The organism is Rhizobium sp. KDH_Rht_773_N, from assembly GCF_052946295.1.
Genome location: NZ_CM129525.1, coordinates 1810671 through 1836612 on the forward strand (window position 1 = coordinate 1810671; position 25942 = coordinate 1836612).

Here is a 25942-nt window from a genome sequence, read left to right on the forward strand (position 1 = left end):
CTTTTTCATTTGGGGGGCGTGCCGTTTTCCGCCAGCACGTCGCCGACGAGATAAAGTGAACCGCCGATAAGGATACGTGGCGGCGGCGCCTCCGGATCGACGGTGGAAGCGATCGCGTCCAGGGCCTCGACGACTGACGACATCGGTTCGGCCACGAGACCGGCATCGTAGGCGGCATGAGCCAGGATCACCGGATCGATTGCCGCCTCGCTGCCGAGGATCGGCACGCAATAGATCTTCTCCGCAAGGTCCGCGAAGGCCTTGAAATAGCCGACCGGGTCCTTGGTGTTGATCATACCGGATATCAGGAACAGCGGCCGGGACTGGCGCTCCTCGAAATTCGCCATGGCTTCGGCAATCACTTCGCCGGCACCCGGATTGTGGCCGCCATCGACCCAGATTTCCGACCGGGCCGGCGCGTGGTTCAGGAGCCTGCCTTTCGTGAGCTTCTGCAGACGGCCCGGCCATTCCACCGTTTCCATCGCCTTCTCCATCATCGGCTCGGTGACGGTGAAACCCGCAGCCTTGACGGCGCGAATGGCGGCGGCGGCATTGGCATATTGGTGGCGGCCGGGAAGGCGCGGCAAGGGCAGATCCGCCAGGCCGAATTCATCCTGATAGATCAGCCGGCCATATTCCTCATGGGCGATGAAATCCTGACCGAAAACGGCGCTCGGGCAATGCAGCCGCTCGGCGGTCGACATCAGCACGTCGAGGGCCGCATCATATTCCTGGTGACCGATGACGACGGAATGGCCACCCTTCATGATGCCGGCCTTTTCCGACGCGATCAGCTCCACCCGATCGCCGAGATAGGGCTGATGGTCGAGCGAAATCGGCATGATGACCGAAACGGCGGGGTCCTCGATGACGTTCGTCGCGTCGAAGCGACCACCGAGACCGACCTCGATGATTGCCGCGTCGGCCGGGTGTTCGGAAAAAAGAATGAAGGTGACGGCCGTCAGGATTTCGAAGACGGTAATCTTCTCGCCGTTGTTGGCCGTGGCGACACGCCGGAGGGCGTCTGCGAAAACGGCATCGTCAACCAGGCGCCCCCGTCCGCCGGACACGCCCAGACGGTAGCGTTCATGCCAGTTTACGAGGTGCGGAGACGTGTGGACGTGGGCACTGTAACCTCCTGCTTCCAGCAGCGCCCGGCAGAAGGCCGATGTCGAGCCTTTGCCGTTGGTGCCGGCGATATGAATGACGGGAGGAAGGTTGCGCTCGGGGTTGCCGAGCGCTTGCAGAAGGCGCTTGATGCGGTCGAGTGACAGATCGTAGCCCTTGGGATGCAATCCCATGAGCTTTTCGATCTCCTGCGCCGCCTCACTCACCGCGATCTGGCCTCTGTCCGTCATCGGCCCGCCCTATCTTGTGAGGTCCGCCGCTCAGGCGCTCGCCGCCAGAGCAATGACCCCATTGGCATCGTTTGCGGCCGTAGCCGGCTTCTTGGTCAGGATCTTCAGGAGGCGCGCCAGCGTCTCGGGAATATCGTGACGTTTGACCACCATATCGACCACGCCGTGTTCCAGCAGGTATTCCGATGTCTGGAAGCCTTCGGGAAGCTTTTCGCGCAGCGTCTGCTCGATGACGCGCTTGCCGGCGAAGCCGATTTCGGCGCCCGGTTCGGCCAGATGGATATCACCCAGCATGGCATAGGACGCCGTAACACCGCCGGTGGTCGGGTTGGTGAGCACGACGATATAGGGCTGGCCTGCTTCCTTGAGCATATCGACTGCAACGGTGGTGCGCGGAAGCTGCATCAGCGACATGATGCCTTCCTGCATGCGGGCGCCGCCGGAAGCCGGGAACATGACGAGCGGGCACTTTTCCGCAATCGCGCGCTCGAAGGCTTTGACGATCGCCTCGCCGGCGGCCATGCCGAGCGAGCCGCCGATGAAATTGAATTCATGGACGACGGCGACGAGCTTCAGGCCCTGCACATTGCCGAGGCCGGCAAGGATCGTATCTTCCTGCTCGGTCTTGAGGCGGCTGTCGCGCAGACGGTCGATATATTTCTTGGAATCGCGGAACTTCAGCGGATCCTGCGCGACCTTCGGCTGCGGCAGGGATTCGTATTCGCCATTGTCAAAGAGGTCGGCAAGGCGCGCCTTGGCCGGCATCTTCATGTGATAGCCGGAGGCGGGAATGACCCACTTGTTGCTCTCAAGGTCCTTGTGAAAGACCATCTCGCCCGTTTCCGGGCACTTGATCCAGAGGTTCTCCGGCACTTCGCGACGGCCCAGCATGGAATTGATCCGCGGGCGAACGTAGTTAGTGATCCAGTTCAACTCGAATACTCCTGATTGACTAGTGCCAATGTGGGGAAACTATTCGGCAGCAACAAGGCGCGCCGAACGCGTTCCTGTGGAAAGACCGCGAACCAGCGTCGCAACGGCCTGAACCGTATCGGCTGTCGCCTTTCCATCTGCCGTCAGGCTGGTTGCCACCTGATTGACGATTGCCGTGCCCACAACCACGCCATCGGCCGAGCCGCCGATGACCTTTGCATGTTCCGCCGTCTTGACGCCGAAACCGACGCAGACGGGCAGATCGGTATGATCCTTGATGCGCTTGACCGCACCCGAAATCAGCGACGGATCGGGCAGCGCCGAGCCGGTGATGCCGTTCATCGAGACATAGTAGACGAAGCCCGACGTGTTCTTCAGAACCGCCGGCAGGCGCTTTTCATCCGTCGTCGGCGTGGCCAGACGGATGAAATTGATGCCCTTCTTCAGCGCCGGGATGCAGAGTTCGTCATCCATTTCCGGCGGCAGGTCGACGATGATCAGTCCGTCGATGCCGGAGGCCAGCGCGTCGTCGAGAAATTTCTCGACACCGTAAATGTAGATCGGGTTGTAATAGCCCATCATGACGATCGGCGTCGTATCGTTGGTCTTGCGGAAGTCGGCAGCAAGCTGCAGCGTCTTTTTCAGCGTCTGGCCGCCCTTGAGCGCGCGCTGGCCGGCGAGCTGAATCGCCGGGCCGTCGGCCATCGGATCGGAAAAGGGCATGCCGAGCTCGATGACGTCGGAGCCTGCCTCCGGCAGCGCCTTCATGATGCCGAGCGAAGTTTCGTAGTCCGGGTCGCCGCCCATGAAATAGGTTACGAGCGCCGGGCGGCCTTCCGCCTTCAGATCGGCGAAGCGTTTATCCATACGTGCGGTCATTTTCTTTACTCACCCATTCCCAGGATCTTGCCGACGGTGAAGATATCCTTGTCGCCGCGGCCGGAGAGGTTCATCAGGATGATCTCGTCCTTGCCCATCTTGGGCGCGCGCTTGATGACTTCGGCAAGCGCATGCGAAGGCTCGAGCGCCGGGATGATGCCTTCGAGGCGCGTCAGCGTCTGGAAGGCTTCGAGCGCCTCATGATCCATGATCGGGACATATTCGGCGCGGCCGATATCGTTCAGCCACGAATGTTCGGGGCCGATGCCGGGATAGTCGAGGCCGGCCGAAATCGAATGGCCTTCCTTGATCTGCCCGTCATCGTCCTGCAGCAGGTAGGTGCGGTTGCCATGCAGCACGCCCGGCGAGCCGGCCGTGATCGAGGCGCAATGTTCATCGCCCTGCAGGCCCTTGCCGCCGGCTTCGACGCCGACGATCTTGACGTCCTTGTCATCGAGGAAGGGATGGAAGATGCCGATCGCATTCGAACCGCCGCCGACGGCAGCGATGACGAGATCCGGCAGACGGCCTTCGGCTTCAAGGATCTGCTCTCTGGCCTCCGTGCCGATGACGGCCTGGAAGTCGCGGACCATTTCCGGATAGGGATGCGGGCCGGCGGCCGTACCGATCAGGTAGTAGGTGCTCTCGACATTGGTGACCCAGTCACGCAGCGCCTCGTTCATGGCATCCTTCAGCGTGCCGCTGCCGGCCGTAACGGGTTTCACCTCGGCACCCAGCAGCTTCATGCGGAAAACGTTCGGCGCCTGGCGTTCGACATCGGTGGCGCCCATGTAAACGACGCAGGGCAGGCCGAAGCGCGCAGCGACGGTGGCGGAAGCCACGCCATGCTGCCCGGCACCGGTTTCGGCGATGATGCGGGTCTTGCCCATGCGCTTGGCAAGCAGGATCTGGCCGATGCAATTGTTGATCTTGTGCGAGCCGGTATGGTTCAGCTCTTCGCGCTTGAAATAGATCTTGGCGCCGCCAAGATGCTGGGTCAGGCGCTCGGCGTAATAGAGCGGGCTCGGGCGGCCGATATAGTGGGCGCCGAGATGCTTGAGTTCCGCCTGGAATTCCGGATCGTTCTTCGCCTTGTTCCACTCATCCTGCAGGTCGAGGATCAGAGGCATCAGGGTTTCGGCCACGAAGCGGCCCCCGTAAATGCCGAAGCGGCCGTCTTCGTCCGGGCCGGCGCGGAAGGAATTCGGTTTAGGCGTCTCGTTCAATTTACACTCCCTGTGGTCGTTTCAGGCATACATGCCTGTTCAACCGCATCGAAAAACTCATCGATCATGTCCAGGCTCTTCACGCCCGGCGCACTCTCGACGCCGGAGGCGGTATCGACGCCCGGCGCCTTGGTCATCGCCAGCGCCTGCCCGACATTGGCCTTGTTGAGCCCGCCTGACAACATGTAGTCCACATTGCCGTCAAGCCAGGTCAGCAGGCCCCAATCAAAGGAAACGCCGTTGCCGCCCGGCAGTTCGGATCCTTTCGGCGGCTTGGCATCGAAAAGAAAGCGATCGGCAATACCGATATAGGCTTCGACCCGTTTCAGGTCGTCGGCCGTGCGCACCGACAATGCCTTGATGACCGGGATGCCGTACATCGCCTTGATGGTCAGCACGCGCTCCGGGCTCTCGCTGCCGTGCAGCTGCAGCATGTCGGGGCGCAAGAGCGCGACGATTTCATCGAGGTCGTCATTGCTCGGGTCGACCACGACGGCCACGATCTTCGCCTTGCCGCGCGCCGGCTCGGCCAGCTTGCCGGCAATATCGGGCTCGACGTAACGCGGGCTTTTCTGGAAAAAATTGAAGCCGATATGCGTCGCTCCGCGCTTCAATGCGCGCTCGACAGTTTCAGGCGTCTTCAAACCACAGATCTTGATATCCGGTCTCATGGCAGCGAAGTGACACGAAACGGGAAAAGAGTCGAGCCAATTTGCAATACTGGCCGCATTTAACGCCGAACGCTCAGTCGAAGTCTATGGCGTGCAATTGGCTGCCATGGCGCTTCAGCCACGACTTCGCCTCTTCCATATGCGGGCAGAGCCTCTTGCAGAGCGCCCAGAAGTGCGGACCGTGGTTCATTTCCTTCAGATGCGCCACTTCATGGGCGGCGAGATAATCGATCACCGAAGGCGGCGCCATGACGATGCGCCAGGAGAAGCTCAGGTTCCCCTCCGAGGAGCAGGAGCCCCAGCGGCTGCGGGTATCCTTCATCGAAATGGAGCGGATCGGCGCCTTGATGGAGCCCGCATGCAGGCGCGACAGCCTCTCAAGGTCGGCGCGCGCCTCTTTCTTCAGGAAGGTGGCGATGCGCCGGCCGATATGTTCCGGCATGCCGCTGACGCGAAGCACCGGTTTGCCGTCCACAACGACGGCCTCGGTCAGCCCGCGCAGGCTGCCGGTGTGCTCGATGCGATGCCTGACGCCGCGAAAGAGGATCTCTCCGCCGTCACGCAGGCCGGTATCGGTCGAGAATTTCGCAAGCTTGGTCAAAAGCCAGCCCTGATGCCGATCGAGGAAGGCATTGACCTCGCGGGCGGCAAGTCCTTTCGGCACCGTCATTTTCAAAGCGCGTCCGCCGGGCTCGATACGCAGCGTGATCCGCGTTGCCCGGTCATGCTGCTTGATCGTCAAGGGCATCGGACGACCGGCAACATCCAGCGTCCGCTTTTCGGGCGGCGACGGTTTCTTCGTCGTGCGGCGGATCTTCGGAAGCGGAAACATAGGAGTTTTCTATACGATTCGACGCGAATCCGGGCAAAGAAAAACCGGCATCGGAAGCGATGCCGGCCGTAGATTTTCTGTGATCGCGTTTACGGCGTCTGGTACTCGGCGACCGGACCATTGTCGTCGCGTCTGCCGTTCTTGCGTTCGCGCATGAAGCGGTCGAATTCTTCCTGATCCTTGGCGCGACGAAGCTCGCGCAGGTAGGAATCGAATTCTTCCCGCATTTCATCGAGCTTGCGGCGCTCTTCCTCGATGCGATCGAGCTCGGCCTTGCGCCAATCGTCGAAGGCGACGTTGCCCGTCGAGAAATGCGAGCGGTGACGGCCATGCGAACGACGGCAGCCTGCAAAGAAGCCATCCGTTGCCTGGTTGACGTCACGCTTGAAGCCACGCAGCCGCTCGCCGAAGATGATATAGGCAAGCATGGCCAGCCCCAGAGGCCAGAAAACCATGAAGCCGAGGATCATCAAGGCAACGGTAGCCGGAGTCCAATCCGGGCGAAGCAATGCTGACTGGTTCATCGTGCGGTATCCTCGCGTTCAGCACCCGACACGATGCCGAGTGCTGAAAAACCAGATGGTTACCGCTGAACCGGCCTTCAAGACGATTTCAGGTTAAATCGGACAAGGCCTTGAATCGATAGCATTAAATCAGCATTCTCTAACTCACGCCGATTTACCGCCCTTGATGACGCGCTGGACCGGCGGCTTCTTGGCGCGGGAATGCTGGCGCGTGAAGGAGACGATACGCGGCGCGATCTCCCTGCGGAAGCGCGAGCCGTTGAAGACGCCGTAGTGGCCGACATCCGGCTGCAGATAGTGCATGCGCATCTCGTCGGGAATATTCACGCAGACGGTCTGCGCGGCCTGCGTCTGGCCGACACCTGAAATGTCGTCGTTTTCGCCTTCGACCGTCAGCAATGCAACCTTGCGGATCGCGGAAGGGTCGACGCGCTTGCCGCGATGCATCAATTCGCCTTTCGGGAGCGCGTGTTTCATGAAGACCTGCTCGACGGTCTGGAGATAGAATTCCGCGGTCAGGTCCATGACGGCGAGATATTCGTCGTAGAAATCGCGGTGCTTTTCCGGCTCGCCGTCATTTTTCACCAGATGCATGAAAAACTCCTTGTGAGCGATCAGGTGCCGGTCGAGATTCATCGACATGAAGCCGGAAAGCTGCAGGAAGCCCGGGTAGACAGGGCGCATGAAGCCCGGCTGCGGCCAGGGCACGTTCATGATGACGTTATCAGCAAACCATTCGAGCGGCCGTTCCTTGGCGAGCTTGTTGACGGCCGTCGGATTGATGCGCGTATCGATCGGACCGCCCATCAACGTCATGGACGACGGCGCAAGCGGATCCCGGGCCTCTTCCATGATGGCGGCAGCGGCCAGAACCGGGACCGAGGGCTGACAGACGGCCACGACATGTGTGTCATGACCGAGGAAGTGCAGCATCTCGATGACGTAGTCGATGTAGTCGGAAAGGTCGAAAGTCCCCTCCGTCATCGGTACCATGCGTGCATCCATCCAGTCGGTAATGTAGATATCGGCGCTCGGCAGCAATGCCTCGACGGTGCCGCGCAGCAGGGTCGCATAGTGGCCGGACATGGGCGCCACGATGAGGATGCGCGGGTCGCCGCTATGGCCGTCCGGAACATCGCGGGAGAAGTGCAGCAGGCTGCAGAAGGAGCGCGCCCAGACCACTTCCTCGCGAACCGCGACCTTCTTGCCGTCGACGACGGTTTCCTTGAGCCCGAATTCCGGCTTACCGTAACGGCGCGTGGTGCGCTCGAACATTTCGAGGCTGGCCGAAATGGTGCGTCCCATAGGGGTCTGCGAGAAGGGGTTCAGCGGATTGGCATAGGCAAAACGCATAATATCGGCTGCAGCGCGGAAAGGAGCCAGGGCTGCATGGTTCAATTCATAAAGCTGGTAAAACATGGAGGGCGCCACCTTTCTCTATCCGGCAAAGACGACGCCAATTGAAAGGCGCCGGACTCTTTCCGTTAACGCTGGCACATCAACGTAGGCTAACAGGTTTTTGTTGCACAGCAACATAACATTACAGCCTGAAAGAATAATGCCGGAAAATTGATCTCCGGCATCATCTTGGCGCACAAAGTTTAAGCTTCTCGGCAAGAAAAGCCGTTAACGGTCCGCTACGAAGAGCTGCTTCTGGGTACCGAGGCCTTCAATGCCGAGCTCGACCACATCGCCGTCCTTCAGATAGCGCGGCGGCTTCATGCCCATGCCGACGCCCGGAGGCGTGCCGGTCGAGATGACGTCACCCGGCTGCAGGGACATGAACTGGCTGAGGTAGGAAACAACGAAGGCAACGCCATAGACCATGGTTTTGGTGGAGCCGTTCTGCATCGTCTGGCCGTTGACCTTGAGCCACATGCCAAGGTTCTGCGGATCGGCGACCTCGTCCTTCGTGACCAGCCAGGGGCCGATCGGGCCGAACGTGTCGCAGGACTTGCCCTTGGTCCACTGGCCGGCACGCTCCGTCTGGAAGGCACGCTCGGAAACGTCGTTGGAAACGCAGTAGCCGGCAACGTAGTCCAGCGCTTCAGCCTCGGTCACATATTTGGCGGTCTTGCCGATGACGACGCCGAGTTCGACTTCCCAGTCGGTCTTTTCGGAGCCGCGCGGGATCTGAACATTGTCGTTCGGACCGACGATTGCCGAGGTTGCCTTCATGAAGATGACCGGCTCGGGCGGTACGGTCGCACCGGTCTCAGCCGCGTGGTCGGAATAGTTGAGGCCGATGCAGATGAATTTGCCGGTGCCGGCAACGCAGGCGCCGATACGGCCGGGCGCCAGTTCCGGCAGGCTCTTCGGATCGAGGGCAGCGATCTTTGCCAGACCTGCAGGCGTGATCGCCTCGCCGCCGATATCGGCGACATGGGCGGAAAGATCGCGGATCTTGCCATCGGCATCGAGCAGGGCCGGCTTTTCCCGGCCCGCGTCTCCAACGCGCATCAGCTTCATGAATATCCTCCTCAATGGAAAGCGGGTGCGCCACCTATGAACGAATTATTCATCGGTGTCATTATGCCTTTCCGCCGAAGCGGTACGCCGCGACCCGGAATTTCCGCTTTTTTCGGAATCGTGAACGACTTCACGCAGTTTCAGAAAATCTCGGCCAGCTGCGGGCCGACCGGGACGATCCGCGTCGGGTTGAGGCTCTCGATCGAATAGTAGCCGCGCTTGATGTGATCGAAATTCACAGTCTCGGCGATGCCGGGCCAATCCAGCATCCGACGGCAGAATGCCTTGAGATTGGCATAGTCGGACAGGCGCCGCAGATTGCATTTGAACAGGCCGTGATAGGCGACGTCGAAACGCACCAGCGTAACAAACAGGCGGATATCGGCTTCCGTCGGATGGTCGTCAAACAGGAATTTGCGCCCTTCAAGCAGCGGCTCGATCCAGTCGAGGCATGAAAAGACCTCCGCAAAGGCCTCTTCGTAGGCAATCTGCGTCGTCGCAAACCCGGTGCGATAGACACCGTTGTTAAGCGAGGGGTAGATGCGTTCATTGAAGGCATCGATGTCACCCCTGTGAGCGGCCGGATAGAGATCGACCTCGCTGCCGGCGAGATCGCCAAAGCCGCTGTTCAGCATACGCAGGATATCGGAGGATTCGTTGTTGACGATCGTCGCACGCTTCCTGTCCCACAGGACGGGGACCGTTGCCCGCCCGGTGAACTGCGGGTCCGCCCTTGTGTAGATCTCGTGCATGTAGGTGGCGCCGTTCACCTCATCGGCGGTCGCGCCGGGATAATCGCCGAAACGCCATCCCTGTTTGCTCAGCGCCGGTTCCACAATCGAAACCGAGATGACCTCTTCGAGACCTTTGAGCTTGCGGCCGATCAGCGTGCGTGACGCCCAGGGACAGATATAGGCGACATAGAGATGATAGCGTCCGGGCTCCGCGGCAAAACCGCCCTCACCGCTCGGACCCGCGCTGCCATCGGGCGTCACCCAGTTTCGAAAGCTTGATATCTGGCGGACGAAACCACCCTTCTCATCCTTCGCCTGGACCGGCTGCCAGTCCTCGGCCCATTTCCCATTCACCAGCACGCTGTATCTCCTGATCGGTCGGATCCGGCCCTGCTCTACCGGGAGTCTGGCGCGCGCGTAAGGCCTGTTTCTGGAAACAGATTGTGCACCGGCTGCGACCAAACTGCGCTTGCCATACTGGCGAGCGCGGAAATATCACTTAAGTGACCCTCGCAATGGAACCCCCATCCATAGCCAACCTCCGGAAGCCAGCATGACGAAAAGCAATAGCCGCGAATCCGAATACCCGATCGATCCGATGTTCCTCGACCGCTGGTCGCCGCGCGCCTTCACCGGCGAGATTATCGAAGAAGCCCAGCTGCTTACGCTGCTCGATGCCGCACACTGGGCACCGTCCTCGGCAAACATGCAGCCGTGGCGGTTCCTCTACGCCTTGAAGGGTTCCGGGCATTGGGACGAATTCGTGAGCCTTCTCAACGAATCCAACCAGGAATGGGCAAAGAACGCCTCGGCGCTGATCTTCGTCGTTTCGCGCAGCTTCAACGGAGCCCGCGAAGAAGGACGGGCGAGCTACACGCACTCTTTCGATGCCGGCACGGCCTGGGGCCATCTCGCCATCCAGGCGCGCATCTCCGGCTTCTATGCCCATGGCATGGGCGGCATCAAGCATGATGAAATCAAGGAAAAGCTCAACGTGCCCGACGGCTATCGTGTCGAGGCCGGTATTGCCGTCGGCCGCATTGCCGACAAGAACACGCTTTCCGAACGCAACCGGGAGCGTGAATTCCCGAGCCAGCGCAAGCCGCTTTCGGACGTCGTCTTCAACGGCCATTTCGTTGGCAAGGATTGACCATGCGTAAAAAGCCCCGCAAGCCTGACGGCTGCGGGGCCTTGTCGTGTCCGGGATATCGATCAGATATCGAGGTTTGCAACGCTCAGGGCGTTATCCTGGATGAATTCGCGCCGCGGCTCGACTTCGTCACCCATCAGGCGGGCAAAGAGGCCGTCGGCATCGGTCGCATCGCTGACCTTGACCTGCAGCAGCGAGCGGACGTTCGGGTCGAGCGTCGTTTCCCAAAGCTGTTCGGCGTTCATTTCGCCGAGACCCTTGTAGCGCTGCATGGTCAAGCCCTTGCGGCCGCTGGCAAAAATTGCATCGAGCAGGGCACGCGGGCCGGAAATCTCGGCATCGCCATCGCGTCGGCTGAGCGTCGGCGGTGTCTGATAGATTTCCTTCAGGCGGGGCGTCAGCTGGTCGATCAGGCGGGCGTCCTGCGAGCCGATCAGCGCCATATCGAGCACGATGACTTCCTTGACCCCGCGAACCATGCGCTCCAGACGAATGCCGCCTTCGCTGGTAAGACTGCCCTGCCAACCGCGCTCGGTTTCCTCGGCGATGATATCGAGACGCTTGGCGACTTCGCTCGCCAGTTCCTGGGCACGGGTCGCGTCGCTGACAAGTTCGGCGTTGAGCGCGCCGGCAATCGCCGCCTGTTCGACGACCGCGCGATTGTAGCGGGAATGCAGGTTGTCGAGCAGCGCTCGCAATCGCAGGGCATCGTGAATGACTTCATTCAGATCCTGCCCGACACGGACTTCGCCGCTCGCAAGCTTCAGAGCCGCATCTTCCAGACCCTGGCCGATCAGATAGTCTTCCAGCGCCTTTTCGTTCTTGACGTATTGCACCGACTTGCCGCGCGAAACCTTATAGAGCGGCGGCTGGGCGATATAGAGATGGCCGCGCTCGATCAGTTCCGGCATCTGGCGGAAGAAGAAGGTGAGCAGCAGCGTGCGGATATGGGCGCCGTCGACGTCGGCGTCCGTCATGATGATGATCTTGTGATAGCGCAGCTTTTCGGCGTTGAACTCGTCCTTGCCGATGCCGGTGCCGAGCGCGGTGATCAGCGTGCCGATTTCCTGGCTCGACAGCATCTTGTCGAAGCGGGCGCGCTCGACGTTCAGGATCTTGCCGCGCAAGGGCAGGATCGCCTGGTTTTCACGCGAGCGCCCCTGCTTTGCCGAACCGCCTGCCGAGTCGCCCTCGACCAGGAAGACTTCGGATTTTGCCGGATCGCGCTCGGAGCAGTCGGCAAGCTTGCCAGGCAGCGAAGCGATATCGAGCGCGCCCTTGCGGCGCGTCAGTTCGCGGGCCTTGCGGGCCGCTTCGCGGGCCGCGGCGGCTTCCACGACCTTGCCGACGAGAACCTTGGCTTCGCCGGGATGTTCTTCGAGCCAGGTGCTGAGCGCTTCGTTGACCAGGCTTTCGACGACCGGGCGCACTTCCGAGGAAACCAGCTTGTCCTTGGTCTGCGAGGAGAACTTCGGATCCGGCACCTTGACCGAGAGCACGGCTGTCAGGCCTTCGCGGCAGTCGTCCCCCGTCAGCGTCACCTTTTCCTTCTTGGTGATGCCGGATGTATCAGCATAGGAGGTGATCTGGCGCGTCAGGGCGGCGCGGAAGCCGGCCATATGGGTGCCGCCGTCGCGCTGGGGGATGTTGTTGGTAAAGCAGAGCACGTTTTCGTGGTAACTGTCGTTCCACCACATGGCCACTTCGACGGTGATGCCGTCCTTCTCGCCACGGATCGCAACGGGTTTTTCGACGAGCGGCTTCTTGGCCCGATCGAGATAGGAGACGAAGGCTTCGAGGCCGCCGTCATAGACCATCTCTTCCTGTTTGATATCGGAGTGGCGCTTATCCGTCAGCAGAATACGAACGCCCGAATTGAGGAAAGCAAGTTCGCGCAGGCGGTGCTCCAGCGTGCCGTAGTCGAACTCCGTCATGGTAAAGGTTTCGGAACTCGGCATGAAGCTGACTTCCGTACCGGTTTCGGTGCCGGCTTCGCCCGTTACCTTCAGGGGCGCATCCGCAACACCATGGGTGAAGCTCATCTCATGCACCTTGCCCTGGCGGCGGATCTTCAGTTTCAGCCAGACCGAGAGCGCGTTGACGACGGAAACGCCGACCCCGTGCAGGCCGCCGGAAACCTTGTAGGAATTCTGGTCGAACTTACCGCCGGCATGGAGCTGGGTCATGATGACTTCGGCTGCCGACACGCCTTCGCCGCTATGGATATCGGTCGGGATGCCGCGGCCGTTGTCGGTCACGGTTACGGAGCCGTCGGGATTGAGCGTGACGGTGACGATGTCGGCGTGGCCGGCCAGCGCTTCGTCGATCGCGTTATCGACGACCTCGTAGACCATGTGATGAAGGCCCGAACCGTCGTCGGTATCGCCGATATACATGCCGGGGCGCTTGCGCACGGCATCGAGGCCCTTCAGGACCTTGATGGAGTCTGCGCCATATTCGGTGTTTACGCCGTTTTCCGTCGCGGGTGCATCGGTCATTCTGTCGAGATTTTCCCTGTTGTAGTCAGCAACGGCGCGCCTTACGAATCACCGGCCTTTTCAATGTCGAATATAGGTTTTTTGCAGCGACTTCCCAATGGCAAGACCCTAAAACAAGGCATAAATCAGGGGATTATGACGCTTTTCCGTCCCCTTTGCCGCCATTTTCAAGAAGCGCGGATAACCGGGCGATATCGCCGCTGTCAAGACTGCGGATTTGCTTGGCCAGACGATTGGCAAATTCGGTATATTCGGGCGGGAGGCCCGCCGTATCGATCACCACGCGCGGATCGGAAGAGCCGGCAACGAGGAAGAGTTCTTCGGCCTCGTCCCAGATGATGTTGAAGTAGCCGGCGATGCGCTGCAGCAGATCGAAGCTCGGCACGCCGCGCTTTCCGTGCTCGAGCGCAGAGAGGTAGGCGGGAGAAACATTGAGGGCAGCAGCCATCTGCTTCTGGGTCACGCCCTTGCGGGCGCGCAGCTTGCGGACCGCTTCTGCAAACGGGGTCACGGCTTTTCCCCGCTGCGCCGGGCAAGGCGGATGTAGAGCGCGCCCTCGCCACCGTGATGCTGGGCCGCCGGCTCGTAGGACGAAATCAGAAAGCGAAATTCCGGCTTGGAAAACCAGAGCGGCACGGCCCGTTTCAAGGCGCCCTCGCTGCCCATCGAACTGCCCTTGCCGGTAATGACGAGGACGTGGCGCATGCCGCGCTCATGCGCGCGGATGAGGAAATCGAGCAGGAAGGAATGGGCTTCGCTCTGGACCATGCCGTGAAGATCGATGCGCGCTTCCAGTGCCAGTTTGCCCTTGGCGATCTTGCGCTTGACGGGCCGCTCCAGCGGATGGTGGATGCCCGAGGGCTGTCTTGCGGGCGGCTGCGCGGCTTGCTGCTGCGGAAGCGGATGAGCCGTCTTCTGCATTTCCGCCTTTTCCTGATCGGCTTGCGCTTCGGCCTGCGCCAGGAAAGCGTCGAGCGCAGTCAATTCGTCCGCCTTGCCGGGCATGGGCCTCGTACTGCGGGCCACCCTCCCCCAGAGGATCCTTTCGTCTGCGCTGAGCTTGCGGTCCTTCGCCATCACAGGAACCTTGCTGCCGCGGCATTGGGGATGAGAATTACGAAATCGGCAATGTTGCGCACCGTTCCTGCCAGTTCGCCCGCCGCATCGCCCGAACCGGTGAAAATGTCGCCGCGCGCGGGACCGACAATGGCGGAGCCCGTGTCGAGCGCCAGCATCAGCCGCCGGAAAGGCATGCCGCCATCGAGATGGGTCAGGGTCTCGGAGCGGATGAAGAAGGGAAAGCCGAAAGTATGGATCAGGCGGTCGACGGCGAGCGAACGGCCTGCGAGCAACGGCACCTCTGCAGCGGCGATCGGCCCGGAATCTGGATCGTCCACCGGTGCTTCCCGGAAAAATATATAGGATCGGTTATGCCAGAGGACTTCGTCGACCCGGTCCGGATGAGCGGCAAGCCAGGCGCGGATCGACTGCATGGAGATGTTGGTACGATCGATGTCGCCACGGTCGATCAGCAACTTCCCGATTGCCGAAAAGGGATGGCCGGCTTTTGCCGCGTAGGTGATGCGCCCGATCCTGCCATCCGGGTAGCGTAAACGGGCAGCGCCCTGCACATGGACGAAGAAAAGATCGACTTTCGACTTCGCCCAGGCAATCTCCAGGCCACGGCCGTCAAGATAGCCCTGATCGATGTCGCGACGATCCGGATAGGCGTCGACCAGGCCGTCACGCAAACGCCCGAACATGTAGGAGCCGTCAAGATCCGGCGGACGAGTTTGATCGTCAAGGTCGACGAGATCGTCCGGGCGCCGGTAGACCGGAAAGCGGAAGGTCTCATCCCGTCTTTCCGAAACTTCGATCTCAGGTTCGTAGAAGGCAGTGACAAAACCGCCGGCGCCATCGGCCGGGACAATCCGGAACGGCCGGCAGTGCTTCTCAAAAAAGGCGCGCGCCCGCCTCCCCGAAGCCGGGCGAAAGCTCGCTGCCTGCTCCAGCAATGGAAGGAGATCGGCCGAACTCAACCCCAGCGAACCGGTACGGTAAGGTTTGATTTCAGTGATGTGCCGGCGGCAGTTGGCCATGACTTCAAAAAGGCCGGAGGGATCGTCATCCCCCCAGCCTTCCAACGCGTCGAAACTGACTGCCTGAAGGGCGAAGCCGGCTGCGTCACTCATGTTCCGATTCGGTCGCGACGAGTTTCCAGTTGGGGTCGCGCGAGCGCGTATCGCGAGCGAAAGTCCAGAGATCGTTGACTTCGGCGACATTCTCGGCGTCGCCGTCAATCAGCGCGTCGCTCTTGTCGTAGGTAGCAGAGATCAGCTGGCTGATGATGCGCACGGTGATCTGTGCCTCGCTGCCTTTGGTTTCGGCATGAGTGATCTCGGCCTTGTCTATGCCCACGAAAGTGGACTTCATCTTCTCGCCCTTGTTTTCGCGTTCGGTGATCGCCGCGTCGAAACCGTCATAGACTTCCCGGGAGAGAAGGTTCTTCAGCGTCTTGCGATCGCCGTCGGCAAAGGCCATGACGATCATCTCGTAAGCCATGCGGGCGCCGTTCAGGAATTCCTTCGGGTCGAAGGAAGCGTCGGCCCTGTTGAGCGCGCGCAGGGACTCGTTCAGCGGCGTGCCGGCCGGCGCCAGCGCGTCAATGGCGGAGAAGCGGTCTTCCTCTTCCCCGTTCGCGTCGCGTCGCGGCAGGGTTACGACCTTGCCGGCATCGGCGGTGTCGTTCTGCACGGCATCCCGTGGCGTATAGAGATCACGCGGCGGCTTCTCATTTCCCGTGCGACGTCCAAGAACGGATCGAAGCTGAAAGAAAATCAGCACCGCCGCCACCAGGAAAAATAGTGTGATGAAGTCGTTTGAACTCATATCCCGCCGTTCGCTGTTAACATCCCTGATTTCTACCCCCATATAGTCCGGCTATACGAATGATTCAAATCATGGCTGGTATCTTCACCGGTGCCAAGAGGAGCCCGAGCTGCTCGGGATAGAGAGATGCGTTTTTCCATGCTGCCGGTTTTCGTGCTGCTTCTGCCGCTTGCCGAAATTGCCGGCTTCGTCATTGTCGGCCGCGCAATCGGGCTTGCCGCGACGCTGGCGCTTGTCGTGCTGGGCTTTGTCGTCGGCTGCTTCCTGCTGCGCCGGCAAGGTATCGGCATCCTGCGCCGCATGTCTGCCGAAGGGCGCAGCGGTACCATGCCCGGACGGGAACTGCTCAATCCGGCGATGACGGTCATCGCTTCGCTGCTCTTCATCATTCCCGGCTTTCTCTCGGATATACTGGCGATCCTGCTTCTGATCCCGCAGGTTCGCAGCCTGCTCTGGCGGTCGATCGCAAGGCGTTTCGTCGTCGTCGGCACCGGTGGGGGCTTCTCGGCTTCCTCCCGTTCGGATTTTCGCAGCCGGACAGGCAAGCCGGACGATTCAAAGGTGGTCGATCTCGATGAAGAGGACTATCATCGTCAGCCGAACGGAAAGTCGCCCTGGTCCGGCAAACAGATCGAAGACTGACACGGCATCGCATTAACCGCGCCGGACGCCCAGGGTTGTAAGCCTATCCCCGAAATGTTAGATGGCGGCACCATTCAATGCCCCTCGAGGAAAAGCCCATGGCAGACGATAACAGCAGCAACGGCGCAGCGAGCCCGACCCTTTCGATCCTTGCCCAGTACGTCAAGGATCTTTCCTTCGAAAACCCGGGCGCGCCGCGCTCGCTTCAGGCCCGCGACAAGGCACCGGCGATCAACATCAATGTGAACGTCAACGCCAATCCGCTGTCCGATACGGATTTCGATGTCGTGCTTTCGCTGATCGCCGAAGCCAAGGATGGAGACAAGACGGTCTTCCATACCGAGCTCGTCTATGGCGGCGTCTTCCGTGTGGCCGGCTTCCCGCAGGAGCACATGCTGCCGGTTCTCTTCATCGAGTGCCCGCGCATGCTCTTCCCGTTTGCCCGCCAGATCATTGCCGATGTCACACGCAATGGCGGCTTCCCGCCGCTGATGATCGACCCGATCGATTTCGCACAGATGTTCGCGCAGCGCGTTGCCGAAGAGCAGGCTCGTTCCAAGGTTCAGGCCGTTCCGAACTAAGCCGGTTTCACAGGCCCCCAGGTTCAGATGCCCGGCTTGTCCGGGCATTTTCATTTTCAGTCGAGCCGATCGTATTTCGACCAGACCGCTTTCTGGCCAAGCTTGGCGATCAGAGCGTGATGGGCCTCGGCTTCCGCTTCGCTCAAACGCGGCGCCAGCGGCCGCGGTCTCTCCATAATGGCGGCGACCACGATTTCTTCCACCTCGGCATCGGCCTTGTTCTGGCTCGCGGACCCGGAAACGCCGAGCCCGAGTGCTGCCTGGCGACCGCCGATCATCTCGATATAGACTTCGGCGAGCAGTTCGGAATCGAGCAGAGCGCCGTGTTTGGTGCGGTGAGAATTGTCGATGCCATAGCGGCGGCAAAGAGCATCGAGCGAGTTCGGACCCATCGGATGTTTGCGGCGGGCAAGTGAGAGCGTGTCGACGACGCGATCCGGCAGGATCGGCGGCAGACCGAGCCTGGCAAGCTCGGCATTCACAAAGCCCATATCGAAAGTGGCGTTATGGGCGATCCATTTGCCGTCACCGAAAAATTCGAGGATCTCTTCGACGAGATCGGCAAAGGGCGGTTTGTCCTTCAGGAACTCATCGGTGATACCGTGAACGGCGAGCGCATCCGGATGAACTTTCTGATCGCCCGGATTGATAAAAAGGTGGAGCGTCCTTCCGGTCGGGAAATGATTGAACAGCTCGATGCCGCCGATTTCGATGATGCGATCCGTGCGGTTGTCGAGGCCGGTGGTTTCCGTATCGAAAATGATCTCACGCATGCGGGACGTCTTCCTTCGTTATCCGCCTCTTCAGGTCGGCGATGATGTCTGCCACCTGTTTTCTCGCCGCCTCGATGCTGTGGCCGCTGTCCACGATATAGTCGGCCCGACGACGTTTTTCCGTGTCCGGCGTCTGGCGGGAGAGAATCATATTGAATTTTTCTTCCGTCATGTTCGGGCGCGCAAGCACCCTTTGCCGCTGAACCTGTGGATCGGCACTGACGACGACTATGACATCCACCCTTTGTTCGGCCCCGGTTTCGAACAGCAGGGGGATATCGAGCACAACCATATCCGCGCCCGCCTCTTTCTGCCGGGCCAGGAATTCACTCTCCCGTTTGCGCACCAGGGGATGAACGATCTGTTCAAGCCGCTTGAAGCCGGTTGGGTCGCGGGCGAGCTGCCGGCCAAGCTCCTGACGGTCTATGGCGCCGTTCTTCATCGTGCCCGGGAAAGCTGCATCGACCAGAGGTGCCGCCTCGCCGGCATAGAGGTCATGCACGACAGCATCCGAATCGTTGACCGCGACACCGGCTTCGGCAAAGAGCTTCGCCGTCGTCGACTTGCCCATGCCGATGGAGCCGGTGAGACCGATCTTCAGCATCAGTGTTTTTCCATGTCCGCAATGATCAGCGTGCGCAGCCTTTCATCGACGGCAGGCCGCTTGCCGAACCATTTCTCAAAACCGGGGACCGCCTGATGCAGTAGCATGCCGAGGCCGTCGACGATGGCAAAACCCTGTTCTTCCGCCTGGGCGAGGATCGGTGTTTTCAATGGCACGTAGACGATATCAGTGACCACCGCATCCGAAAGCAGCGGTGAGAAATCGATGGCGGGTGCGGCCTCTCCGTCCATGCCGAGGGAGGTCGTGTTGATGAACAGTCCGGCCCCGGCCATTACTTCGGCGAGTGCGGCGGTCGGATGGGCATGAACCTTCGGGCCAAAGCGGTCGGCCAGTTCACGCGCGCGCTCGACTGTGCGGTTGACGACGTGGATTTCCTTGAGGCCGCGATCGCGGACCGCCTGGATGACGGCGCGACTTGCGCCACCGGCGCCAAAGATGACAGCCCGGTCGTGGCGATCCCATCCGGGATGGCGTTCATCGAGATTGGCGGTGAAACCGCGGCCGTCCGTATTGGTGGCGAAAAGTTTCCCGTCCTCCAGCCACAGCGTATTCGATGCGCCGAGTTCCTGCGAAAGCTCGTCCGGTCTGTCGGCGAGTTTGAACGCCATTTCCTTATGCGGGATCGTGACATTACCGCCGACGAAACCGGCGCTGCCGTTTCTTAGCGAGCTGATGAAATCTGCAAAGTCTTCCGGAGCAACCTCATGTGCCCGGTAGCTGCCGGGCAGATCCAGCGTCTCCAGCCAATAGCCGTGGATCAGCGGCGAGCGCGAATGCCTGACAGGAAAGCCCGTGACAAACGCCCTCGGCCCGTGTGTTTCACGTGAATCATCCATCGATCGCATCCAGTTCCCGGAGTTTGGCAAGGAGAGGCAGCATCGGCAGACCGAGGATCGTGAAATAGTCGCCATCGATCTTGTCGAACAGTTGAATGCCCTCTCCCTCAAGCTGGTAGGCGCCGACGCTCGCCAGAGCCTTCGATCCGACGCGCTTCAGGTGACGCGCGATAAAATCATCGGTCAGCGGGCGCATCGACAGTTGCGCATGTGCGACATGCCGCCACAGGACTTCACCGTTCCTGACAATGGCGATTGCGCTGTTCAAGCGGTGCGTCCTGCCTTCAAGCATGTGCAGGTGATCGGCGGCATCGGCCATATCCTTCGGCTTGTGAAAGACCTGGGAGCCGAGCGACATCGTCTGGTCCGAACCGATGACGAGCGCGCCAGGGAATCGGCGGCTGACCTCATCTGCCTTGGCCTCGGCAAGAACGAGAGCCACCTGATCGGGCGTTGCACCCGATTTTTCCAAGGGAGCCTCAATTGCGCGTTCATCAATGTGGGCGGGATGGGCTTCGAAAGCCAGGCCGGCATTCTCCATCAGCGTCCGGCGGAACGGGCTTGACGATGCGAGAACGAGCTTTGGTGTCATCCGATGTCCTCGGGAGCGATTCAGTTGTTCAGCGCTTAACGCAGCTTCGGGCGCAGGGCAACGATTGCCGCGGCCGTTTCCTCGATCGAACGCCGGGTGACGTCGATCATCGGCCAGTTATGGCGGGCGCAGAGAGAGCGGGCATATTTCAGCTCCTCCGAAATTGCGGCACGGTCGGTATAGTGTTCGCGGTCGAAGCCGGGCGTCGTCCCGAGCAGGCGATTTTCACGGACCTGAGAAATCCGGTCCGTGGTGGCAATAAGGCAGACAATCAGCGGTCTGGTTGCCGTTGCCAACGTTTCAGGCAGAGGCACGCCATAGACGATCGGGATATTCGCGGTCTTGATGCCTCGGTTTGCGAGATAGATGCTGGTCGGCGTCTTCGAGGTGCGGCTGATGCCGACGATTACCACGTCAGCCTCATTATAATCCTCCGGCATCTGGCCGTCGTCATGATCCATGGTGAAGTTCAGCGCCTCGATACGGGCGAAGTAGCCAGCATTCATCACATGCTGAGCGCCAACTCGTCGTCTGGAGGGGGCGCCAAGATAGATCTGGAACGCACCGATAACCGGTTCCAGAACATTGACCGAGGCGACGCCCATTTCGGCGCAGCGTTCGTCGATGATGCTGGCAAGCTCGGGATCGACGATCGTGTAGAGAACGATGCCGGGTTCAGCGTCGATCGCCTGGAGGACCGGCATCAGCTGCTTGCGGTTTCGGATCAGCGGATAGACGTGTTCGATCGGTTGGGCCGATTTGAATTGGGCCGAAGCGGCGCGACCGGCGGAGATCAGGGTCTCCCCCGTTGAGTCAGAAATCAGATGCAGATGAAAGAAGTTCGTTCTGTTCTCCACGCTATTTTCCGCTGCCTGTTGAAAAGACTGGACAGCGAAGAGCTAATGGCCGCGCCGGGATCGAGGCAAGGGAAAACATGCCACCTTATCCACATCTCGAACTTTCGAAGGTCGTCTCCGAGAGGGCTGTGGATGATGGGGACCGTGATCGTGCTTCCTATCATCGTGCACAGCTTATCCACAGCAAGGGCGTCAGCATGAGTGCATGGAAGTTCATGGAATCGCTTCCGGATTCGGATTTTTCATCATTTTTGGCTCGAACAGACGAATCTTTGTTCCCGTTGAGACGGCGTGCGTGACAAATCGCGCTGCCGGTGGATGGATTTTAATCCTTGATAGAAACCGACTCTAAGAAATAGAAACCTTTTAAAATATCTTTGGATTTTTATAGGGAAGAAGCGCTTGAGCGAAACGCGCCGGAAAATCATGCGGGTTCTCGATGGTGAGACCCTGACGCCCCCTCCTCTCTGGCTTATGAGGCAGGCAGGTAGGTATCTGCCCGAGTACAGAGAAACGCGCGCTAAGGCAGGTAGTTTACTTGATCTCTGTTATTCGCCGGATCATGCCGTGGAGGTGACGCTTCAGCCGATACGACGTTACGGCTTTGATGCCGCCATCCTGTTTTCCGATATCCTGGTCATCCCTGACGCGATGAAGCGTAACGTGCGTTTTAGCGAGGGACATGGCCCCGAGATGGATCCGATCGATGAGACCGGTATTGCCGGGCTCGATGGAGAAGGTGTCGTTGATTATCTGCAGCCTGTCCTGGAAACGGTGAAGCGGCTGCGCAAAGAGCTTCCTGCGGAGACGACGCTGCTGGGGTTCTGTGGAGCGCCTTGGACGGTTGCGACCTATATGATCGCCGGACACGGTACGCCGGACCAAGCGCCCGCCCGCCTCTTCGCCTATCGGCATGCGCGCGCTTTCGAGCATCTGCTGATGCTGCTTGCGGACGTCTCGGCCGATTATCTCGTAGCGCAGATCGATGCGGGTGCCGACGCCGTGCAAATTTTCGATTCCTGGGCCGGCGTTCTCGGCGAGAAGGAATTTGAGGCTTTTGCGATCCGTCCGGTGGCGCGCATGATCGCTTCGATCAGGGCACGGCGGCCGCAGGCGCGAATCATCGCCTTTGCCAAAGGCGCCGGTTATATGCTCAAGACTTACCGGCAGAAGACCGGGGCAGATGCGATCGGGCTCGACTGGTCCGTACCGCTCGCCTTTGCGGCCGAGCTGCAGAAGGACGGACCGGTTCAGGGTAATCTTGATCCGATGCGTGTCGTGGCCGGTGGCCGTTCACTGGAGGAAGGTATCGACGACATTCTTCAAGTGCTCGGAAACGGACCGTTGATCTTCAACCTCGGTCACGGCATCACGCCGCAGGCCGACCCGGAGAATGTTCGCCTTCTCGTCGAGCGCGTGCGCGGCGCGGGGGGCGTGTAATGGAAAAGCAGACGGACGAAAGGCCGGGTGTCTACGCCAGGCGGCGCGCGCATTTTGCACTGATCTTCTTTGCGCTTCTCGGCATCGGGCTTTTCGTCTGGAATCCCGACAATCTCTATCTCTGGATCAAGGCGCTTCACATCATCGCCGTGATCTCGTGGATGGCCGGCCTGTTCTATATGCCGCGGCTTTTCATCTACCACACGGATGCGGAGCCGGGCTCGGTTCAATCCGAAACCTTCAAAGTGATGGAGCGCCGGCTGCTGAGGATCATCATGAATCCGGCGATGATGCTGACGTGGATTCTCGGTCTTTATCTCGCCTGGTCGGTCTATGGTTTCCAGGGTGGCTGGCTGCACGCCAAGATCGCGCTCGTGGTTCTTCTGACCATCGTCCATGTCTTTTTCAGCAGGGCCGTAAGGGCGTTTGAGCGCGACGAAAACCGGCGCTCGGCCCGCTATTGGCGCTTCATGAACGAGGCTCCGACGGTGCTGATGATCCTCATCGTCATCCTTGTCGTGGTGAAGCCTTTCTGATGCGGGAGGCGACTGAGGTTAAATTTCAGTCATTTTAAGCAGCCCCCTTGCGGGCCGGGTTCCGACTCGCTATTTTCCGCGCATCTCATCTTCGTGGCATGTGTGTAGAGTTCAGTCGCCTGCGAGCCCCTTTCGCAGTACCGAATACGACCCAACATCGCCTTTCCCCTTCTAAAATAAAGAGTATTGGTCACTTCATGGCTGAGATGAAGCTTCAGGAACTTAAGAGTAAATCCCCGACGGATCTTCTGGCTTTTGCCGAATCGCTCGAGGTCGAGAATGCGAGCACGATGCGCAAGCAGGAGCTCATGTTCGCAATCCTCAAGGTTCTTGCCAGTCAGGATATCGAAATCATCGGCGAGGGTGTCGTTGAAGTCCTCCAGGATGGTTTCGGGTTTCTGCGTTCCGCAAATGCCAACTATCTGCCCGGCCCGGATGATATCTACATCTCTCCCTCCCAGATCCGCCGCTTCTCGCTGAAGACGGGTGACACGGTCGAGGGTCCGATCCGCGGCCCGAAGGAAGGCGAACGTTATTTCGCCCTGCTCAAGGTCAATACGATCAATTTCGACGATCCGGAAAAGATCCGTCACAAGGTCCATTTCGACAACCTGACGCCGCTCTATCCCAACGAGCGTTTCAAGATGGAGCTGGATGTTCCGACATCGAAGGATCTGTCGCCGCGCGTCATCGATCTCGTGGCGCCGCTCGGCAAGGGCCAGCGCGGGCTGATCGTTGCCCCGCCGCGAACAGGTAAGACGGTTCTCCTGCAGAATATCGCGCATTCCATCACCGCAAACCATCCGGAATGCTATCTGATCGTTCTGCTCATCGACGAACGTCCGGAAGAAGTCACGGATATGCAGCGCTCGGTCCGCGGCGAAGTCATTTCCTCGACATTCGACGAGCCTGCGGTTCGCCACGTCCAGGTCGCCGAGATGGTGATCGAAAAGGCAAAGCGGCTCGTGGAGCACGGTCGTGACGTCGTCATCCTGCTCGATTCCATCACCCGCCTCGGACGCGCCTACAATACCGTTGTTCCTTCCTCCGGCAAGGTTCTGACCGGCGGTGTCGATGCGAACGCGCTTCAGCGGCCGAAGCGCTTCTTCGGCGCTGCCCGTAACATTGAAGAGGGTGGTTCGCTGACCATCATCGCGACTGCTCTCATCGATACCGGCAGCCGTATGGACGAAGTTATCTTCGAAGAGTTCAAGGGTACCGGCAACTCGGAAATCGTTCTCGACCGCAAGGTTGCCGACAAGCGCATCTTCCCGGCCATGGATATCCTGAAGTCGGGTACGCGTAAGGAAGACCTTCTCGTTCCGCGTCAGGACCTGCAGAAGATCTTTGTTCTGCGCCGCATCCTTGCGCCGATGGGCACGACGGACGCGATCGAATTCCTCATCGACAAGCTGAAGCAGACGAAGAATAATGGCGACTTCTTCGACTCGATGAATACCTGATCTTTAGCCGGATTCGACAAGCAGAGGCTGGCGAGTCGTTTGCGCGACTGCCAGCCTCTTCTGTTTTGAACTGATTCGGAAACGGACCGACAGGCCGAGGACTGTATGGAGATGTGGAACGACACCATATTCGCGCTTTCGAGCGGCGCCCCACCCTCAGGCGTGTCCGTTGTTCGCATCAGCGGTCCGCAGACGCGTCTTATCCTGGAGACCTTGATCGGCAATTGCCCTTCCCCGCGGACCGCAGCTTACCGAACGATTCGGACTCGGAACGGTCTTCCGATCGATGCCGGGCTGGTTCTCTACTTTCCCGGTCCTGCCTCTTTCACCGGTGAGGATTGCGCGGAGTTTCAGATCCATGGCTCAAGGGCCGTCGTATCTGCGCTCTCGAAGGAGTTGGCGACTTTTCCGCAAACGCGGCTTGCGATGGAAGGGGAGTTCAGCCGTCGTGCCTTCGAAAACGGTAAGCTCGACCTCGTCGAGATTGAGGGATTGGCCGATCTGATCGCAGCGGAGACGGAAATGCAACGCCGCCTGGCGCTTGAGCAGAGTTCGGGCGGCCTGTCACGGCTATATGATTCGTGGGCGGAACGAATCACTCGCTCTCGTGCGTTGATCGAGGCGGAACTCGACTTTCCGGACGAAGACGACGTCCCGGGCTCCGTTTCCGATCAAATCTGGGCATCGTTGGCAGCGCTACGGCTGGAGATGGAGGAACATCTGTCGCATGCCGAAATGGGTGAGATCGTTCGCGACGGTTTCAAGATTGTCATTGCCGGAGCGCCCAATGTCGGCAAGTCCAGTCTGATGAACTGGTTCGCACAGAGGGATGTAGCGATCGTCACGGAGATCGCCGGCACAACACGTGACGTGCTTCATGTCGATATCAACTTGAATGGCTATCTCGTCAGGCTTTACGACACAGCCGGTCTGCGCGACACAGCTGATATCGTGGAGCAGGAGGGCATCAGGCGGGCACAAGTCGCTCTGAACAATGCGGATCTCGTGCTCTTTCTTGTCGATATGGGGTCTCCCTCGCCGATCGATCCCGCTGACTTGGAACGGGCTCCGTCGCGTGTTATTGTCGGGACGAAGCGGGACCTGTATTCAGCGGTCGATTGCTATGACCTGCAGATCTCCACGATGACGGGCGAAGGTCTTTCGGAACTTCGGGACTTGGTTTCTTCCCATATCGAACAAAGGTTTGGAGGCTTGTCGCTATCCGTGCCGACGCGCGAGCGACATAGAGATACGCTCTCGAAATGTGTCGGGGCTCTCTCGGCGGCGATTGAGCAGGAAGGGCAAAGCCTGGAGATCAGGGCGGAATCTTTGCGGCTCGCGGGTGAACATTTGGGGCGTATCACCGGGAGAGTTGACGTTGAAGACCTGTTGGGCGTCATCTTTTCGGAGTTTTGTATCGGAAAATGATTCACG

Annotated in this window: 27 protein-coding genes; 7 read left to right on the forward strand and 20 right to left on the reverse strand. The window is 59.9% G+C overall.

What is annotated here, in order from left to right:
* Window positions 1–5: 5 nt before the first annotated feature.
* The 10 genes from ACU8HS_RS09160 to ACU8HS_RS09205 form a co-directional block, all read right to left on the reverse strand.
* Complete coding sequence (locus ACU8HS_RS09160; protein WP_447015791.1) at window positions 6–1358, reverse strand: bifunctional folylpolyglutamate synthase/dihydrofolate synthase; 1353 nt, start codon at window positions 1356–1358, stop codon at window positions 6–8.
* A 30-nt stretch (window positions 1359–1388) separates the two neighbouring features.
* The gene (gene accD, locus ACU8HS_RS09165; protein WP_112562610.1) at window positions 1389–2291 is read right to left on the reverse strand and encodes an acetyl-CoA carboxylase, carboxyltransferase subunit beta; all 903 of its coding nucleotides are present in this window, start codon (window positions 2289–2291) and stop codon (window positions 1389–1391) included.
* 39 nt (window positions 2292–2330) lie between these two features.
* Entirely contained in the window at window positions 2331–3170 is an 840-nt protein-coding gene (gene trpA / locus ACU8HS_RS09170; protein WP_112562608.1) for a tryptophan synthase subunit alpha, read from the reverse strand.
* Between the two features lie 5 nt (window positions 3171–3175).
* Window positions 3176–4396: a tryptophan synthase subunit beta gene (gene trpB / locus ACU8HS_RS09175; protein ID WP_112562606.1), complete on the reverse strand. Its 1221-nt coding sequence runs from the start codon at window positions 4394–4396 to the stop codon at window positions 3176–3178.
* Window positions 4393–5067, reverse strand: coding sequence for a phosphoribosylanthranilate isomerase (locus ACU8HS_RS09180; RefSeq protein ID WP_112562604.1), 675 nt, complete (start codon window positions 5065–5067; stop codon window positions 4393–4395). The genes trpB and ACU8HS_RS09180 overlap by 4 nt, the downstream gene beginning before the upstream one ends.
* 73 nt (window positions 5068–5140) lie before the next feature.
* Window positions 5141–5899 (reverse strand): M48 family metallopeptidase, encoded by a 759-nt coding sequence (locus tag ACU8HS_RS09185; protein ID WP_447015792.1) that lies wholly within the window; start codon window positions 5897–5899, stop codon window positions 5141–5143.
* A gap of 89 nt (window positions 5900–5988) precedes the next feature.
* Window positions 5989–6423 (reverse strand): DUF2852 domain-containing protein, encoded by a 435-nt coding sequence (locus tag ACU8HS_RS09190; protein ID WP_112562600.1) that lies wholly within the window; start codon window positions 6421–6423, stop codon window positions 5989–5991.
* A gap of 144 nt (window positions 6424–6567) precedes the next feature.
* Window positions 6568–7842 (reverse strand): polyhydroxyalkanoate depolymerase, encoded by a 1275-nt coding sequence (locus ACU8HS_RS09195; RefSeq protein ID WP_112562598.1) that lies wholly within the window; start codon window positions 7840–7842, stop codon window positions 6568–6570.
* 207 nt (window positions 7843–8049) lie between these two features.
* Entirely contained in the window at window positions 8050–8892 is an 843-nt protein-coding gene (locus tag ACU8HS_RS09200) for a fumarylacetoacetate hydrolase family protein (RefSeq protein ID WP_112562596.1), read from the reverse strand.
* Window positions 8893–9032: 140 nt separating this feature from the next.
* Window positions 9033–9986, reverse strand: coding sequence for a glutathione S-transferase family protein (locus ACU8HS_RS09205; RefSeq protein WP_112755941.1), 954 nt, complete (start codon window positions 9984–9986; stop codon window positions 9033–9035).
* 193 nt (window positions 9987–10179) lie between these two features.
* On the opposite strand from ACU8HS_RS09205, the gene ACU8HS_RS09210 reads away from it, so the two are divergent.
* Window positions 10180–10776, forward strand: coding sequence for a nitroreductase family protein (locus tag ACU8HS_RS09210; protein ID WP_112755943.1), 597 nt, complete (start codon window positions 10180–10182; stop codon window positions 10774–10776).
* Between the two features lie 62 nt (window positions 10777–10838).
* On the opposite strand, the gene gyrB is transcribed toward ACU8HS_RS09210, so the two are convergent.
* The 5 genes from gyrB to ACU8HS_RS09235 all read right to left on the reverse strand — a co-directional run bounded on the left by gyrB (window position 10839) and on the right by ACU8HS_RS09235 (window position 16163).
* Window positions 10839–13274: a DNA topoisomerase (ATP-hydrolyzing) subunit B gene (gene gyrB / locus ACU8HS_RS09215; protein ID WP_112562590.1), complete on the reverse strand. Its 2436-nt coding sequence runs from the start codon at window positions 13272–13274 to the stop codon at window positions 10839–10841.
* Between the two features lie 133 nt (window positions 13275–13407).
* Window positions 13408–13785, reverse strand: a complete 378-nt coding sequence (locus ACU8HS_RS09220; protein ID WP_447015793.1) for a helix-turn-helix domain-containing protein — start codon at window positions 13783–13785, stop codon at window positions 13408–13410.
* Window positions 13782–14351, reverse strand: coding sequence for a Smr/MutS family protein (locus ACU8HS_RS09225; RefSeq protein WP_447015794.1), 570 nt, complete (start codon window positions 14349–14351; stop codon window positions 13782–13784). The genes ACU8HS_RS09220 and ACU8HS_RS09225 overlap by 4 nt, the downstream gene beginning before the upstream one ends.
* On the reverse strand, window positions 14351–15466 hold the full coding sequence (gene mltA, locus ACU8HS_RS09230; RefSeq protein ID WP_447015892.1) for a murein transglycosylase A: 1116 nt from the start codon (window positions 15464–15466) through the stop codon (window positions 14351–14353). Before mltA ends, ACU8HS_RS09225 begins: the two co-directional genes overlap by 1 nt.
* Window positions 15459–16163, reverse strand: a complete 705-nt coding sequence (locus ACU8HS_RS09235) for a Tim44/TimA family putative adaptor protein (protein ID WP_112702769.1) — start codon at window positions 16161–16163, stop codon at window positions 15459–15461. Before ACU8HS_RS09235 ends, mltA begins: the two co-directional genes overlap by 8 nt.
* Before the next feature lie 126 nt (window positions 16164–16289).
* On the opposite strand from ACU8HS_RS09235, the gene ACU8HS_RS09240 reads away from it, so the two are divergent.
* Complete coding sequence (locus tag ACU8HS_RS09240; RefSeq protein ID WP_447015795.1) at window positions 16290–16805, forward strand: FxsA family protein; 516 nt, start codon at window positions 16290–16292, stop codon at window positions 16803–16805.
* A gap of 98 nt (window positions 16806–16903) precedes the next feature.
* A complete protein-coding gene (gene secB / locus ACU8HS_RS09245; RefSeq protein WP_112562578.1) occupies window positions 16904–17386 on the forward strand; it encodes a protein-export chaperone SecB in 483 nt (160 codons plus the stop codon).
* 56 nt (window positions 17387–17442) lie between these two features.
* On the opposite strand, the gene dnaQ is transcribed toward secB, so the two are convergent.
* From dnaQ to ACU8HS_RS09270, 5 genes are read right to left on the reverse strand one after another with little or no spacing between them, the layout of a single operon-like run.
* On the reverse strand, window positions 17443–18159 hold the full coding sequence (dnaQ, locus tag ACU8HS_RS09250) for a DNA polymerase III subunit epsilon (RefSeq protein WP_112755950.1): 717 nt from the start codon (window positions 18157–18159) through the stop codon (window positions 17443–17445).
* Entirely contained in the window at window positions 18152–18763 is a 612-nt protein-coding gene (coaE, locus tag ACU8HS_RS09255; RefSeq protein ID WP_112755952.1) for a dephospho-CoA kinase, read from the reverse strand. Before coaE ends, dnaQ begins: the two co-directional genes overlap by 8 nt.
* On the reverse strand, window positions 18763–19620 hold the full coding sequence (locus tag ACU8HS_RS09260; RefSeq protein WP_447015796.1) for a shikimate dehydrogenase: 858 nt from the start codon (window positions 19618–19620) through the stop codon (window positions 18763–18765). Before ACU8HS_RS09260 ends, coaE begins: the two co-directional genes overlap by 1 nt.
* Window positions 19613–20212, reverse strand: a complete 600-nt coding sequence (locus tag ACU8HS_RS09265) for a Maf-like protein (protein WP_447015797.1) — start codon at window positions 20210–20212, stop codon at window positions 19613–19615. Before ACU8HS_RS09265 ends, ACU8HS_RS09260 begins: the two co-directional genes overlap by 8 nt.
* A gap of 35 nt (window positions 20213–20247) precedes the next feature.
* Window positions 20248–21069, reverse strand: coding sequence for a pyruvate, water dikinase regulatory protein (locus ACU8HS_RS09270; RefSeq protein WP_112562568.1), 822 nt, complete (start codon window positions 21067–21069; stop codon window positions 20248–20250).
* A gap of 402 nt (window positions 21070–21471) precedes the next feature.
* On the opposite strand from ACU8HS_RS09270, the gene hemE reads away from it, so the two are divergent.
* From hemE to mnmE, 4 genes are all read left to right on the forward strand, one after another.
* Window positions 21472–22509 (forward strand): uroporphyrinogen decarboxylase, encoded by a 1038-nt coding sequence (gene hemE / locus ACU8HS_RS09275; protein ID WP_447015798.1) that lies wholly within the window; start codon window positions 21472–21474, stop codon window positions 22507–22509.
* Window positions 22509–23045 (forward strand): protoporphyrinogen oxidase HemJ, encoded by a 537-nt coding sequence (gene hemJ, locus ACU8HS_RS09280; protein ID WP_113413169.1) that lies wholly within the window; start codon window positions 22509–22511, stop codon window positions 23043–23045. The genes hemE and hemJ overlap by 1 nt, the downstream gene beginning before the upstream one ends.
* A gap of 197 nt (window positions 23046–23242) precedes the next feature.
* Window positions 23243–24508, forward strand: a complete 1266-nt coding sequence (rho, locus tag ACU8HS_RS09285; RefSeq protein WP_029868909.1) for a transcription termination factor Rho — start codon at window positions 23243–23245, stop codon at window positions 24506–24508.
* 105 nt (window positions 24509–24613) lie between these two features.
* Window positions 24614–25936, forward strand: coding sequence for a tRNA uridine-5-carboxymethylaminomethyl(34) synthesis GTPase MnmE (mnmE, locus tag ACU8HS_RS09290; RefSeq protein WP_113413170.1), 1323 nt, complete (start codon window positions 24614–24616; stop codon window positions 25934–25936).
* The last annotated feature ends 6 nt before the right edge of the window (window positions 25937–25942 follow it).

What these genes read in the sequence shown, in the direction of transcription:
- ACU8HS_RS09160 (WP_447015791.1), bottom strand. Translation starts at nt 1,358, where the DNA reads ATGACGGACAGAGGCCAGATCGCGGTGAGTGAGGCGGCGCAGGAGATC.
- trpA (WP_112562608.1), bottom strand. Translation starts at nt 3,170, where the DNA reads ATGACCGCACGTATGGATAAACGCTTCGCCGATCTGAAGGCGGAAGGC.
- ACU8HS_RS09180 (WP_112562604.1), bottom strand. Translation starts at nt 5,067, where the DNA reads ATGAGACCGGATATCAAGATCTGTGGTTTGAAGACGCCTGAAACTGTC.
- ACU8HS_RS09185 (WP_447015792.1), bottom strand. Translation starts at nt 5,899, where the DNA reads ATGTTTCCGCTTCCGAAGATCCGCCGCACGACGAAGAAACCGTCGCCG.
- ACU8HS_RS09190 (WP_112562600.1), bottom strand. Translation starts at nt 6,423, where the DNA reads ATGAACCAGTCAGCATTGCTTCGCCCGGATTGGACTCCGGCTACCGTT.
- ACU8HS_RS09195 (WP_112562598.1), bottom strand. Translation starts at nt 7,842, where the DNA reads ATGTTTTACCAGCTTTATGAATTGAACCATGCAGCCCTGGCTCCTTTC.
- ACU8HS_RS09200 (WP_112562596.1), bottom strand. Translation starts at nt 8,892, where the DNA reads ATGAAGCTGATGCGCGTTGGAGACGCGGGCCGGGAAAAGCCGGCCCTG.
- ACU8HS_RS09210 (WP_112755943.1), top strand. Translation starts at nt 10,180, where the DNA reads ATGACGAAAAGCAATAGCCGCGAATCCGAATACCCGATCGATCCGATG.
- gyrB (WP_112562590.1), bottom strand. Translation starts at nt 13,274, where the DNA reads ATGACCGATGCACCCGCGACGGAAAACGGCGTAAACACCGAATATGGC.
- ACU8HS_RS09225 (WP_447015794.1), bottom strand. Translation starts at nt 14,351, where the DNA reads ATGGCGAAGGACCGCAAGCTCAGCGCAGACGAAAGGATCCTCTGGGGG.
- mltA (WP_447015892.1), bottom strand. Translation starts at nt 15,466, where the DNA reads ATGAGTGACGCAGCCGGCTTCGCCCTTCAGGCAGTCAGTTTCGACGCG.
- ACU8HS_RS09235 (WP_112702769.1), bottom strand. Translation starts at nt 16,163, where the DNA reads ATGAGTTCAAACGACTTCATCACACTATTTTTCCTGGTGGCGGCGGTG.
- ACU8HS_RS09240 (WP_447015795.1), top strand. Translation starts at nt 16,290, where the DNA reads ATGCGTTTTTCCATGCTGCCGGTTTTCGTGCTGCTTCTGCCGCTTGCC.
- secB (WP_112562578.1), top strand. Translation starts at nt 16,904, where the DNA reads ATGGCAGACGATAACAGCAGCAACGGCGCAGCGAGCCCGACCCTTTCG.
- dnaQ (WP_112755950.1), bottom strand. Translation starts at nt 18,159, where the DNA reads ATGCGTGAGATCATTTTCGATACGGAAACCACCGGCCTCGACAACCGC.
- coaE (WP_112755952.1), bottom strand. Translation starts at nt 18,763, where the DNA reads ATGCTGAAGATCGGTCTCACCGGCTCCATCGGCATGGGCAAGTCGACG.
- ACU8HS_RS09260 (WP_447015796.1), bottom strand. Translation starts at nt 19,620, where the DNA reads ATGGATGATTCACGTGAAACACACGGGCCGAGGGCGTTTGTCACGGGC.
- ACU8HS_RS09265 (WP_447015797.1), bottom strand. Translation starts at nt 20,212, where the DNA reads ATGACACCAAAGCTCGTTCTCGCATCGTCAAGCCCGTTCCGCCGGACG.
- hemJ (WP_113413169.1), top strand. Translation starts at nt 22,509, where the DNA reads ATGGAAAAGCAGACGGACGAAAGGCCGGGTGTCTACGCCAGGCGGCGC.
- rho (WP_029868909.1), top strand. Translation starts at nt 23,243, where the DNA reads ATGGCTGAGATGAAGCTTCAGGAACTTAAGAGTAAATCCCCGACGGAT.
- mnmE (WP_113413170.1), top strand. Translation starts at nt 24,614, where the DNA reads ATGGAGATGTGGAACGACACCATATTCGCGCTTTCGAGCGGCGCCCCA.